The following is an 11,705-nucleotide window of genomic DNA, read 5'->3' on the forward strand; positions in this document are numbered from 1 at the left end:
GGCTCTTAGAAAAGGCTACCCTGCTCTGGCGGCTTGGGCTTTGCAGCACGCTTTGAAGGTGCGCTCCCGATGGACAGTTTGCCATCGGCGAACTCGATCTCTATCGCCTTGGCACCGTCGGCATCGGTTTTGCGCGTCGCCACCTTTCCATCCGCGTGGATCACGGCATAGCCACGGTCAAGCGTGGCCTTGTAGCTCAGGGTTTCACGCAAGCGATCCAAGGCATCAAGCCGGGCGCGTTGGTCTGACACCCCCTGACGGGCAACACTTGCCAGCCGTCGAGATAGATTTCCGAAGCGCTCTTGTGCCTGCTCAAGACGGCGGTTGAGAACGGTGGCGTTCAGCCCACGCGCATCCAGCTTGTCCCGCTTGGCACGCGCGGCACGCTCCAAAGCCGGGGCAAGTCGCGTACCAAGCCCCTCGATCTTGCGCCGATCCTCGGAGACGGCGCGCCGCAAAAGCGACGGGTTCAAAGCCCCGCGTTGTGCGAGCCGGACGCGACGGGCCTGAACGGCGAACGTAAGAGCCGCTGGCAGACGAGCATCCCATAAGTCCAAGCGCTGGCGGGGAGCGGCCAGCAATGCCTCTGGGCGTGGTAAGGCACGGGCCAGATTGCGCAGGTGATCGGCGCGACGTGTGCCGCCCTGCTCTTGTGCACGGCGCAGGCGCGCCTCTTGCTCGGACACCCAAGCAAGCAGGTCCAGCCGCACCGGAACAGCGATTTCGGCTGCCGCGGTGGGCGTCGGCGCACGCCTGTCGCTGACAAAGTCGATCAGCGTCGTGTCCGTTTCATGCCCAACAGCCGAAATCAACGGAATGTCTGACGCCGCTGCTGCACGGGCGACAACTTCTTCGTTAAACCCCCAAAGGTCTTCGATTGAGCCGCCGCCACGTGCCACGATCAAAAGATCCGGACGCGGCAACGCCCCTCCGGACGTCAGCGCGTTAAAGCCTTCTATGGCGCGCGCAACTTCTGGCGCGCAAGCCGCGCCCTGGACGGCAACGGGCCACACCAGAACCTTGCGCGGGAAACGGTCGCGCAAGCGGTGCAGGATATCGCGGATCACCACGCCCTGAAGCGAGGTCACAACGCCGATGATCTCCGGCAAATAGGGCAGCGGCGATTTGCGGGCGTCATCAAAAAGGCCTTCAGCCGCCAGCGCTTTCTTGCGTTTTTCCAAGAGCGCCATCAGCGCGCCTTCACCTGCCACGGCGATGGTCTGTGCATTCAGAGCGAATTTGGATTGAAACCCGGATGCCGTCATGCGCCCTTCGGCGACCACCTCCATCCCCTCTTCTGGCATGACGCCAATACCCGGGATTTGCCCCTTCCAAGTCATGCAGCTCAGGACGTTGCGCTCGTCCTTAAGATCGAAATACAGATGCCCCGACCGGGCCTGAACCACGCGCCCAACCTCACCCCGGACCCGGACCCAGCCCAGTTCACCTTCGATCAGGCGTTTGACGGCACCGGCGATTTCACCCACCGAAAACTCGGGGGTATTGCTGCCGGGTGTTGGGTCATCAAGCAGGTCCATATCTGGCGTCTCTTGTCATGAGGTGGCCCCAAGCCTAGAACGCGCGCGACCAAAGGGGAAGACGCGATGAACATCCTTATCCTGGGCGGCGGTGGCCGCGAACATGCGCTGGCCTGGGCCGCTAAGCAGAACCCCAAATGCGACCGGCTGTTTGCTGCGCCGGGGAATGCAGGCATGGCCAATATCGCGGAATGCATCAGTCTGAATATCGAGGACGGCGACGCAGTTTTGGCCTTTGTGCATCTGAACGCGATTGATTTCGTGATCATCGGGCCGGAGGCGCCTTTGGCCGCAGGCGTGGCCGACGCGTTGCGCGCGGCGAATGTGCTGTGTTTTGGGCCGTCCAAGGCGGCGGCTCAGCTGGAGGCCTCGAAACACTTTACCAAATCCGTCTGTGATGCTGCTGGCGCGCCTACGGCGGCCTACGCGCATTTCACGGAACTTGAAGCGGCCCGCGCCTACGTGACCGAGCAAGGCGCACCCATTGTGATCAAGGCGGATGGGCTTGCCGCCGGTAAAGGCGTCGTTGTGGCCATGACCGAATCTGAAGCCCTTGATGCGTTGGACGACATGTTTGGCGGGGCCTTTGGAGCGGCCGGGGCCGAGGTTGTCATCGAAGAGTTCATGGAAGGCGAAGAAGCGTCGTTCTTTGTCCTGTGTGACGGCGTGGATGCCCTGCCAATCGGGACGGCGCAGGATCACAAACGTGTCGGAGAGGGCGACACTGGCCCCAATACCGGCGGTATGGGGGCCTATTCCCCGGCACCGGTTCTGACGGACGCGGTGGCCCGCGCCACGATGGAACAGATTGTGCGCCCGACACTGAAGGAGATGTCGCGCCGGGGAACGCCTTACCAAGGCGTGCTTTATGTGGGCCTGATGATCAAGGACGGCGCACCGCGCCTAGTGGAATACAACGTCCGCTTTGGCGACCCGGAGTGTCAGGTTCTGATGATGCGTCTGGGCGCGCAGGCTCTGGACCTGCTGCAGGCCTGCGCTGAAGGGCGTTTGTCCGAGGCCAAAGTGCATTGGGCCGACGACCACGCGATGACAGTTGTCATGGCAGCGGACGGCTATCCCGGCGCCTATGAGAAAGGCTCTATGATCAGCGGACTCGACGGACTTTCGGCGTCGAGCCGGGACATGGTGTTTCATGCTGGCACCGCCAACAAGGACGGCGCCATCGTCGCCAGTGGCGGTCGCGTCCTGAACATCACGGCACGCGGCGCAACACTGCAAGAGGCGCGCGACCGTGCCTATGCGATGGTCGATCAAATTGATTGGCCTGAAGGTTTCTGCCGCCGGGATATCGGCTGGCGCGCGCTCTGAACTCAGCCGTTGAGGGGGCGCTGCCCCCGCCCTTCGGGCCCCCCGAAGTTTTTGAAGCAAGAAGATGCTCAGCAGGTGGCTTGCTTTGGGTCCAGGGATGCCCGGCCTGTAAAAGGCCCGATGTCCCGCGATGTCAGACCAGAGGCAGTCAACTCGACCGCAAGGACGCGTGTCCAGTTCGCGTTCGCCACCAGCATCTCGGGGCGGCCGTCGCACACGCGGATGCCGCCAGAGATGTAGTCTTCGCCGATGCGGTGGTTCGTGACACCGGGCAAAGATGCGATTTCCTTGAGGCTTACGGTTTCAGCGTCGGAGCGAGACACACGCCACACGCGCAGAGTCTTGGCAAGATGAGGCCGATCCACATAGGCGATCTCGACGGCCTCGTCCCCATCTAGATCGGCGGCCCCGACGATGCCCAGCCATCTAAAGCGCGTTCCGATGAACGGGGTCGCGGCAATCTGGATCAGGTCATCGCCATCGCCCGCGTAAATCGCCACGCGGGCACCTTGGCGTTCATGCGACTCGGTCACGATCACCTCGGGGCTGCCATCGTCATCAATATCGGCAAGGCGCGGTTCGGTGTCTTCGAAGACAATCTGGTCCGGCCATTTCAGGCGTGCGCGGTCACCATTCGCAAAGGTGACCTCAAGCGTCTCGTATTCGATCGCGTCCCCAAGAACAGCGTGGGGATACCGATCCGTTGGGTCCATATAGCGCGCGCTTTCAATGGGAGACGCGACAGCGCCACCAGCCACACAGACCAGTGTGAGCGCCGCGCCGCGCGCAAGACCGCGCCAGAGGCGATACAGCAGACGCGGCGCTTCACCTAACATCAGATCTGCTTTTCAGGCATCTGAACCACCAGACCATCCAGGTCATCGGTTACCTTGATCTGACAGGTTAGGCGTGACCGGCTTGGGTCTGGCTCGTAGGCGAAGTCCAGCATGTCTTCTTCCATCGGGTCTTTGGCTGGCAGCTTTTCAACCCAATCTTGGGCCACATAAACGTGGCATGTGGAGCACGCGCAGGCTCCGCCGCAATCGGCTTCGATTCCGGGAATGTTGTTGTCACGTGCGCCTTCCATGACGGTCAGACCAGTGGCAACTTCGACGACATGCTCTTTGCCGCCATGCTCGATATACGTGATTTTGGCCATGCTGGCGCTCCTTCCCAATACCTGTCGATCCAGTGAGATAATCCAGCGCCACTGACTTGCCCAGCAGGATTTGCATTCTGCGAATTGGGCTAGACAGAAAAAATCAATGTTCTATTTTTGTTCTCATGCCTCGCTATCCTTTGACAGACTGGCCGCGCCCTCCGGCGGCGGTGCCGAATGATTGCCTTCACATGGTGCCGTCCGGGGCACGGTGTGTGGTTGCGGGGCTTGTGTTGGTGCGGCAGCGGCCCGGGACTGCCAAGGGGGTGATTTTCATTACGCTTGAGGACGAAACAGGCGTCTGCAACGTGATCGTCTGGCGCAAGATTTATGAGAAATTCAGGCGCGCAGTGATCGCCGGGCGAATGCTGCGCGTGACCGGGCAAATGCAGCGCGAAGGCGAGGTCAGCCATATCATTTCCGAGCATATCGAAGATATCTCGTACATGCTCGATGACCTTTTGCAGCCAGACATCGCCCGTGCAGGGGATCAGCCCTAGCGAGAACGCCAATTTTGAGCTAGCGTAGCGATCAGAGGTCAAAAATGGCCCCCGCAACATAGGCGGATCAAGAGCAGTGATCGCGTGGAAACCCGTAGCCCTATTAGGGGTCAGCCTGTCCATCTTGGTGGGCTGCGAACCGATGTCGCCCGTCACTCGGGCGGACCCGGAACCCTTGCGCACGCGCATGGAGGGGCCTCCCAACGCGAAAGAGGACGAATGCTGGGGGCGGCTGACGACGCCCGCCATTGTCGAGACCGTCACGGATCAAATCCTGCTGCAACCCGCCGAAATCGGCTCTGACGGGACTGTGCGCCGTCAGGCGGTCTATAAAACCGAGACGCGGCAAGCGATCATTCGCGAACGCGAAGATCTATGGTTTGAAACGCTTTGCGAAGAAGAACTGACGGTTGAGTTTGTCATGTCATTGCAGCGCGCCCTGAAAGCGCGTGACATCTATTCCGGCCGCATCAACGGGGACCTCGACCCGCGTACGCGCCGTGCCATTCGTGCCTATCAAAAACCCCAAGGTGTCGACAGCGCGATCCTGACCCGCGCCGCCGCGCGCCAATTGGGCCTGTTGGCCTATGGGCGCGATCGGCTGATCAATCAGGGCTAGACAGCAAAAAGGGGCCCTAAGGCCCCCTTTTCAAATTCTGTTGGCAGAAATCAGTCTTCCAGACCCAAGGCGACAAATCGCGGATCGTCGCCACGCCGCACCAGAAGCAGCAAGGATTTGCGGCCTGCCTCTTTTGCGGCGCTGACCCGCTCTTCAAAGTCGCTGAGTGTTGTGACCTTTTGCTGACCTGCTTCGGTGATCACGTCACCGGCGCGCAGACCTTTTTCAAAGGCTTCCGACTCCTCGTCGACCGTCACGATAACCAGACCTTCGACATCGCTCAGGCCCATTTCATCACGCATGTCATCGGTGAGAACGCGCAGTTCGATGCCCGAAAGGGTCAGTTCCTCAGGTTCGGCTTCGGCTTCTGGCTGTGGTGCGGCAGCCGGAACAGCTACGGCGGTTTCACGACGGCCAAGCGTCACCTGCAGGGTCTCGGTCCGCCCGTCACGCAGAACGACGACGTCCACAGTCGCGCCAACGGGCGAGTTGCCGACGATGCGCACAAGACCACGGGTGTCTTCGACATCGCGACCGTCAAAGCGGATGATGATGTCGTTGGTCTGCATACCGGCTTCGCGCGCCGGACCCTCTGGCACGTCGGTGACCGCTGCACCTTCTGTGCTCTCAAGGCCCATGGCTTCTGCCATGTCAGGGCTGACATCCTGGATACGAACACCCAGCCAGCCACGGCGTGTCTCGCCAAACTCTTGCAGCTGATCGACAACGCGCGTCACGACGTTTGACGCCATCGAAAACCCGATCCCGATCGAGCCGCCATTGGGTGACAGGATCGCGGTATTCACGCCAATCACCTCGCCATCCATGTTGAACAGCGGGCCACCAGAGTTACCGCGGTTAATCGCTGCGTCGGTCTGAATGTAGTCGTCATAGGTGCCGCTCAGCGCACGGTTGCGGGCGGACACGATACCTGCCGAGACGGAGAAGCCCTGCCCCAGCGGATTGCCCATTGCGACGACCCAGTCGCCAACGCGCGCTGTGTCACTGTCGCCAAATGGAACGAATGGCAGCGCCTCGTCTGCTTCGACTTTCAGCAGGGCGATATCGGTGTTGGGATCGGTGCCAACCAGCTCGGCCTGCAGTTCTTCGCCCGAGAAGAACTCGATCATGATTTCATCGGCGCCTTCGATGACGTGATTGTTCGTCACGATGTAGCCGTCCTCAGAGATCACAAAGCCCGAACCCAGCGCGCTGGAGCGGCGCGGGCGCTGACCATTATCTCCACGGCGATCTTCGAATTCGCGGAAGAAATCCTCAAAGGGTGAGCCTTCTGGGACAATGCCGCGCGGACCTTCGTTTGTGCGTCCCGCGACGACGGTTGCGGTCGTGATGTTCACGACCGATGGGCTGATCTGTTCGGCCAGATCAGCAAAACTGTTTGGAAGTGATTGGGCTTTGGCCGCAATGGCCTGCGCCATCAGCAAAGCCATCGCCATGACCACGGCAATCAGACCGCGCTGTGCGTAACTCGGCGTTGTGTCTGATTGGGTCAGGGCAAGTGCATGACGTCTTGTCATTGACTACTCCTCGGTAATTCCGGACGCGCCAGAGCGTCCGGCGGGTCTTGATGATGATGAGATGTATGGTGACACGGATGCAACGCAAATGTCAGAAAAAGGGTTTCACCTACACGTGACTTGTCCGCGAGCGCGCGTGAACAGTGCGCATCCTTGAAAACATTGAATAAAACGGGGGCGCGCAGCGCAAACGCTGCGCTGATGGTTTTTTTGCGCGAGCAGGGAAAATCGAGGGTCACGGCGGCGTGACACCTGCCCTTACGTCAGAGACCGAGTGACACTGCGCCAAGCACCAGCACCACGCCCAGCGCCAATGCCAGAAAGCCAACGACCCGGCGTTGATCAATGGGGAGTTGGCGCAAAGCTTCGAGCAGGTCTTCAACGACAGAAGGGGCCAGTGCGTACACCAGCCCCTCGATCATGAGGACAAGCCCCAACCCTAAGAGTAGCCAACTCATTGCGTCGGCGTCGTCTCTGGGTCTGTTTCTGCCTCCGGCTCCGCTTCAACAGTCGGAGCTGGTGGCAGGGTGTTTTGGGCACCTTCCTGCAGCTCCTCGGTCGCCGCTTCGACGGCCTGGGCGATTGCCGCAGGGGTCAGGTCAATCCCGCGCGGGTTATCGTTGCGCAGGTAGTTGAAGAAGTCGCTGTCAGGCGACAGAACCATCGTCGAGTTACCTTCTTGCAGCGACCGCTGGTACGCCGTCAGAGAGCGATAGAATTCAAAGAATTCCGGCTCTTGTCCGAAGGCACCTGCAAAGATGTTGTTCCGGCGCGCGTCCGCTTCACCGCGAATGATCTCGGCTTCGCGGTTTGCGTCGGAGACCAGCTCGACAACGGTACGATCTGCCTGTGCCTGAATACGCTGTGCGGCTTCGCGGCCCCGTGCGCGTTCGTCGGTCGCTTCGCGCACACGTTCTGCACGCATCCGATCAAAGGTTGCGTCAAGGTTTTCAGACGGCAGGTCTGTTCGCTTCAAACGTACGTCGACCACAGTCAGGCCAAGCGCCAGTGCTTCGTCAGCCGACGCGTTCCGGATGCGCAGCATCAGGGCAGCACGGTCAGATGACAGAATGTCATTCGACGTCACAGAACCCAGAGTTTCCCGCAGAGCAGCGCGCAGAATGTCATCCACACGGTTGGCGGCCTGAAGTTCACCGCCAACGCCAACGGCTTGACGGAAACGTTCGACGTCGGTGATCCGGTAACGCGCGAAGGCGTCAACGACCAGACGACGGTCATCAAGTGGCGTGACCTCAAGCGGGTCAACGTCGATCGACAGGATACGGTCGTCGTAGCGAACGACCTCTTGGATGAGCGGGATCTTAAAGCCAAGACCCGGCTCTTCTTTGACCTGCACGACGCGACCAAATTGCAGAACCAGCGCTTTCTCACGTTCGTCGACAATGAAGAGAGACGACAGCGCCAGTGCGATTACGACGACAACGCCGGGCAAAAGGAATGTTGCAGCACGCATCAGTTAGACCCTCCACGGCGAAGTTCATTCAGCGGCAGATACGGGACAACGCCTTGTCCGCCTTCTGCACCACCGGTTTCATCCAGAATGATCTTGTCCACGCGGCCAAGGACCTCTTCCATGGTTTCCAGATAGAGACGCTTGCGGGTCACTTCTGGTGCCTTCAGGTATTCTTCCAAAACCGCGCTAAAGCGGGACGCTTCACCTTCGGCCTCGTTCACAACGCGCGCACGATAGGCTTCCGCAACTTCCAGTACCTGTGCCGCCTCACCACGCGCTTCCGCGAGGACGCGGTTGGCATAGGCATCGGCTTCGTTGCGCAGACGGTCACGTTCCTGTTCAGCAGCCTGAACGTCGCGGAAGGCGTCGATCACGGTTGCTGGCGGGTCGGCTTTGTCAAAGTTCACACGGATGATGTTCACGCCGGATTCGTAGCTATCCAGCGTCGCTTGCGTGATCTCTTCCAGACGTTGTGCAATGACGGCACGGTCCCGGTTGAGGATCGGCGCCAGGTCAGACTGGGCGATAATTTCACGCATGGCCGATTCAGCCGTTGCTTCAATCGTTAGGAGCGGATCAGCAAGGTTAAAGAGGAACAGCGCGGGATCCGAGATGTTCCAAACGACAGAAAAGTCGATGTCGACCACGTTCTCGTCACCGGTCAGCATCAGACCTGCATCCGATTGCGTGCGGCCCGTACCGATCTCGACCGATTGTTCGCGGGTCACCGGAATGACTTCGGCGGTCACAAACGGCCAAGGCGCAAAGTTCAGACCGGGCTGGCCGGTTGAAGAGTACTCACCCAGAAACAGCTCAACAGACTGTTCTTCTGGGCGCACGGTGTAGAACGACGAAAAGAGCCAAAGCGCAAATGCTGCGATCAAACCGAGGATGATGGTGTTGCGGTTAATACCACCGCCACCGCCGTCGCCGGAACCGCCATTGTTCGAGCCGCCTTTGCCGCCCATCAGGACGCGCAATTGCTCTTGCCCTTTTTTGACGATTTCGTCGATTTCAGGGATTTGTGGGCCGTCGGGACCTCGCCCACCGCCACCGGGTCGGTTGCCGTTGCCACCGCCTGAAGGGCCGCGACCACCGCCGCCCGAGTTACCGCCGCCGCCCCATGGGCCGCCATTGTTTCCAGCCATCTAGGTGAAAATCCTTTCTGGTCTTCCGATTGGTTGAATACCTGTGTGTCAACAGGGATTTTTCAAGCCGTCCTTACAGGAACCTTCATCGTTACAAGTTCCTCGGACATTGTTGGGTGAACCGCGCAGACACGGTCGAAATCCTCTTTGGTTGCGCCCATTTTTACGGCGATCCCGGCAAGTTGGATCATCTCGCCCGCATGATCTGCGACGATGTGACAGCCCAAGACTTTGCGGGTTTCCTTGCTGACGATCAGTTTCATCAGGACGCGGCCCTTTTCGTCGATAAAGGCCTGTTGCATCGGGCGGAAAGAAGTCGCGTAAACCTCGATCTCTTCCTGCTCCCGAGCCTCTTCTTCCGACAGACCGACGGTCCCGAATTCCGGCTGAGTGAACACCGCAGACGGGATCAAGTCGTGGTCAACCGGAGTCGGGTTGCCGTTGAACACGGTCTCGACAAAAGCCATGCCTTCGCGGATCGCTACCGGCGTCAGGTTGACCCGGTTGGTGACATCTCCGATCGCATAGATCGAAGGCACATCGGTCTGGCTGTACTCATCCACGATGATTTCGCCGCGTCGCCCGATCTTCACACCCACATCTTCCAGCCCAAGGTCCTTGGTGTTCGGTGTCCGGCCCGTGGCAAAGAGCACCTGATCAAAGACCATCTCGCCGCCATTTGTCGACTTCACCCAGATTGGCCCGGCGGTGCCGCGTTTGCCGTCCCATTTGCCTTTCCCATCCGGTGGTTCGGCACCAGCTGCGGCATCGCTCGCGGTGCCGCCTTCCATCTCTGGGTCATGGTCCTTGGCCAGCTTCATCTCGATGATGTTCGTGCCTGTATGCAGATCGACACCCCGGTCGCGCATGCCATCAGCAATCAGACCGCGCGCCTCATCGTCAAAACCGCGCAAAACCTGCGCGCCGCGATAATATTGGCAAACCTTGACGCCCAGGCCGGTCATGATGCCCGCAAATTCGCAGGCGATATAGCCGCCGCCGACGATCAGCATCGTTTCGGGCAGTTTCTCTAGATGAAAAATGTCGTCGGAGGTGATGCCGTATTCCGCGCCCGGCATGTCCGGCACGGATGGATGGCCGCCGACGGCAATCAGGATGTGTTTGGCTGTCTTGGTCGTGCCGTCCGCCAATTCGACGGTATGTGCATCAGCCACTTTCGCACGTTGATCAAAGGTCTCGACGCCGGAGTTCTTCAGCAGGTTGCGGTAGATCCCCTCTAGGCGATCAAGCTCGCTGTTCAACCGCTCATGAAACGCGCCCCAGTTGAAGGCACCAGTCGATATTTCCCAGCCATAAGCAGCCGCCTCTTGGAATGCTTCGGAATAGGTCGAGGCGAACACCATGAGCTTTTTGGGAACACAGCCCCGGATGACGCAGGTCCCGCCATAGCGGTCCTCTTCGGCCAGCGCGACTTTGGCACCTGTTGCACCGGCAACGCGGGCCGCCCGGACACCGCCAGAGCCGCCGCCGATGACGAAGAGGTCGTAGTCAAATTTGCTCATTGGATCGTCCGTCTTTTCGTTTGTTCCTGTCAGTCCGCTAAGTCGGTGAACAGGTTATCGGTTTCCACGAAGTTGATTTTTTCTTCGTGGACTGTGCCGTCATTTATGTCTTTGACCTCAACGCGCCCATCCCCATGGCCGATCACAGCGACGTCACAGATATCCATGAACAGCCCGTTTTCGACGATCCCCGGGATCTGGTTCAGCGCGAGGGCAAGCTGTCGTGGGCTTCCAATGCGCGTTAGGTGCAGGTCGATAATGTAGTTTCCCTCGTCCGTCACAAAGGGCGCATCACCGTTCATGCGTAGGCTGGACGATGTGCCCAGCACGTCCATCGCGCTCAGCATTTCTTCGACCAAGGCCTTACTGGTCTGCCATCCGAACGGGATCACTTCGACTGGCAAAGGGAAAGCGCCAAGCGTGTCGACCTGTTTGGACACGTCTGCGATCACGATCATCTGGTCACTGGACGTCGCGACAATCTTTTCCTGCAGCAGCGCACCGCCGCCCCCCTTGATCAGGTTCAGGTCAGCGTCGAATTCATCAGCACCATCTATCGTCAGATCAAGCCAGCGCGCCTCGTCTAATCCGACGACCTTGATCCCGACATCCCGCGCGAGTGTGGCTGTGCGGGTCGACGTCGGGACACCGGTGATGTCCAAACCGTCATCGCGCACCATTTCGCCGAGGCAACGCACCAACCAAGCCGCCGTGGAGCCGGTCCCCAGCCCCACTTTCATGCCGTCTTCGACAAACTCCGCAGCCCGTTTTGCGGCCGCAAACTTGGCGCGGTCGATTGGGGAAAGCTCGCCAGACATACCCATTCCTTGTTGATGCGGCTCATCTATAGGCCAAGGAAGGCCGGGGGGTAAGGGGT

At 59.9% G+C, this 11,705-nt stretch carries 12 protein-coding genes; 3 read left to right on the forward strand and 9 right to left on the reverse strand.

Translation table 11 applies throughout. From position 1 onward, the window contains the following. Positions 1–5: 5 nt before the first annotated feature. On the reverse strand, positions 6–1,538 hold the full coding sequence (xseA, locus tag FE702_RS06860) for an exodeoxyribonuclease VII large subunit (RefSeq protein ID WP_147125510.1): 1,533 nt from the start codon (positions 1,536–1,538) through the stop codon (positions 6–8). A gap of 66 nt (positions 1,539–1,604) precedes the next feature. Between xseA and purD the strand changes: the two genes are divergently transcribed. Further along, positions 1,605–2,867 (forward strand): phosphoribosylamine--glycine ligase, encoded by a 1,263-nt coding sequence (purD, locus tag FE702_RS06865; protein ID WP_147125511.1) that lies wholly within the window; start codon positions 1,605–1,607, stop codon positions 2,865–2,867. Between the two features lie 68 nt (positions 2,868–2,935). Here the strand turns inward: purD and FE702_RS06870 are convergent, their stop codons facing one another. Both FE702_RS06870 and FE702_RS06875 read right to left on the reverse strand, forming a co-directional pair. Next, complete coding sequence (locus tag FE702_RS06870; protein WP_255449608.1) at positions 2,936–3,703, reverse strand: FG-GAP repeat domain-containing protein; 768 nt, start codon at positions 3,701–3,703, stop codon at positions 2,936–2,938. Beyond that, the gene (locus FE702_RS06875) at positions 3,703–4,026 is read right to left on the reverse strand and encodes a 2Fe-2S iron-sulfur cluster-binding protein (RefSeq protein WP_147125512.1); all 324 of its coding nucleotides are present in this window, start codon (positions 4,024–4,026) and stop codon (positions 3,703–3,705) included. The genes FE702_RS06870 and FE702_RS06875 overlap by 1 nt, the downstream gene beginning before the upstream one ends. Before the next feature lie 125 nt (positions 4,027–4,151). Between FE702_RS06875 and FE702_RS06880 the strand changes: the two genes are divergently transcribed. Both FE702_RS06880 and FE702_RS06885 read left to right on the forward strand, forming a co-directional pair. Continuing rightward, a complete protein-coding gene (locus FE702_RS06880; RefSeq protein ID WP_147125513.1) occupies positions 4,152–4,526 on the forward strand; it encodes an OB-fold nucleic acid binding domain-containing protein in 375 nt (124 codons plus the stop codon). Between the two features lie 187 nt (positions 4,527–4,713). After that, positions 4,714–5,145: a peptidoglycan-binding domain-containing protein gene (locus tag FE702_RS06885; protein WP_255449610.1), complete on the forward strand. Its 432-nt coding sequence runs from the start codon at positions 4,714–4,716 to the stop codon at positions 5,143–5,145. A gap of 50 nt (positions 5,146–5,195) precedes the next feature. Here the strand turns inward: FE702_RS06885 and FE702_RS06890 are convergent, their stop codons facing one another. The 6 genes from FE702_RS06890 to rpiA form a co-directional block, all read right to left on the reverse strand. Further along, entirely contained in the window at positions 5,196–6,683 is a 1,488-nt protein-coding gene (locus tag FE702_RS06890; protein ID WP_255449611.1) for a Do family serine endopeptidase, read from the reverse strand. 263 nt (positions 6,684–6,946) lie between these two features. Next, positions 6,947–7,141 (reverse strand): DUF2065 family protein, encoded by a 195-nt coding sequence (locus tag FE702_RS06895; protein WP_147125515.1) that lies wholly within the window; start codon positions 7,139–7,141, stop codon positions 6,947–6,949. Further along, the gene (gene hflC / locus FE702_RS06900) at positions 7,138–8,157 is read right to left on the reverse strand and encodes a protease modulator HflC (protein ID WP_147125516.1); all 1,020 of its coding nucleotides are present in this window, start codon (positions 8,155–8,157) and stop codon (positions 7,138–7,140) included. The genes FE702_RS06895 and hflC overlap by 4 nt, the downstream gene beginning before the upstream one ends. Continuing rightward, the gene (hflK, locus tag FE702_RS06905) at positions 8,157–9,305 is read right to left on the reverse strand and encodes an FtsH protease activity modulator HflK (RefSeq protein WP_147125517.1); all 1,149 of its coding nucleotides are present in this window, start codon (positions 9,303–9,305) and stop codon (positions 8,157–8,159) included. The genes hflC and hflK overlap by 1 nt, the downstream gene beginning before the upstream one ends. 62 nt (positions 9,306–9,367) lie before the next feature. Continuing rightward, positions 9,368–10,828, reverse strand: a complete 1,461-nt coding sequence (locus FE702_RS06910; protein WP_147125518.1) for an FAD-dependent oxidoreductase — start codon at positions 10,826–10,828, stop codon at positions 9,368–9,370. A 29-nt stretch (positions 10,829–10,857) separates the two neighbouring features. Continuing rightward, positions 10,858–11,646: a ribose-5-phosphate isomerase RpiA gene (rpiA, locus tag FE702_RS06915; RefSeq protein WP_147126153.1), complete on the reverse strand. Its 789-nt coding sequence runs from the start codon at positions 11,644–11,646 to the stop codon at positions 10,858–10,860. Positions 11,647–11,705 lie beyond the last annotated feature (59 nt).

Origin of the sequence: Shimia ponticola, assembly GCF_007995215.1 — a bacterium.
GTDB lineage: Bacteria > Pseudomonadota > Alphaproteobacteria > Rhodobacterales > Rhodobacteraceae > Shimia_B > Shimia_B ponticola.

Coding starts and splice junctions, on each gene's coding strand:
- FE702_RS06880 (WP_147125513.1), top strand. CDS start 4,152: ATGCCTCGCTATCCTTTGACAGACTGGCCGCGCCCTCCGGCGGCGGTG.
- hflC (WP_147125516.1), bottom strand. CDS start 8,157: ATGCGTGCTGCAACATTCCTTTTGCCCGGCGTTGTCGTCGTAATCGCA.
- FE702_RS06890 (WP_255449611.1), bottom strand. CDS start 6,683: ATGACAAGACGTCATGCACTTGCCCTGACCCAATCAGACACAACGCCG.
- FE702_RS06895 (WP_147125515.1), bottom strand. CDS start 7,141: ATGAGTTGGCTACTCTTAGGGTTGGGGCTTGTCCTCATGATCGAGGGG.
- FE702_RS06910 (WP_147125518.1), bottom strand. CDS start 10,828: ATGAGCAAATTTGACTACGACCTCTTCGTCATCGGCGGCGGCTCTGGC.
- FE702_RS06885 (WP_255449610.1), top strand. CDS start 4,714: ATGGAGGGGCCTCCCAACGCGAAAGAGGACGAATGCTGGGGGCGGCTG.
- purD (WP_147125511.1), top strand. CDS start 1,605: ATGAACATCCTTATCCTGGGCGGCGGTGGCCGCGAACATGCGCTGGCC.
- FE702_RS06875 (WP_147125512.1), bottom strand. CDS start 4,026: ATGGCCAAAATCACGTATATCGAGCATGGCGGCAAAGAGCATGTCGTC.
- FE702_RS06870 (WP_255449608.1), bottom strand. CDS start 3,703: ATGTTAGGTGAAGCGCCGCGTCTGCTGTATCGCCTCTGGCGCGGTCTT.
- hflK (WP_147125517.1), bottom strand. CDS start 9,305: ATGGCTGGAAACAATGGCGGCCCATGGGGCGGCGGCGGTAACTCGGGC.
- rpiA (WP_147126153.1), bottom strand. CDS start 11,646: ATGTCTGGCGAGCTTTCCCCAATCGACCGCGCCAAGTTTGCGGCCGCA.
- xseA (WP_147125510.1), bottom strand. CDS start 1,538: ATGGACCTGCTTGATGACCCAACACCCGGCAGCAATACCCCCGAGTTT.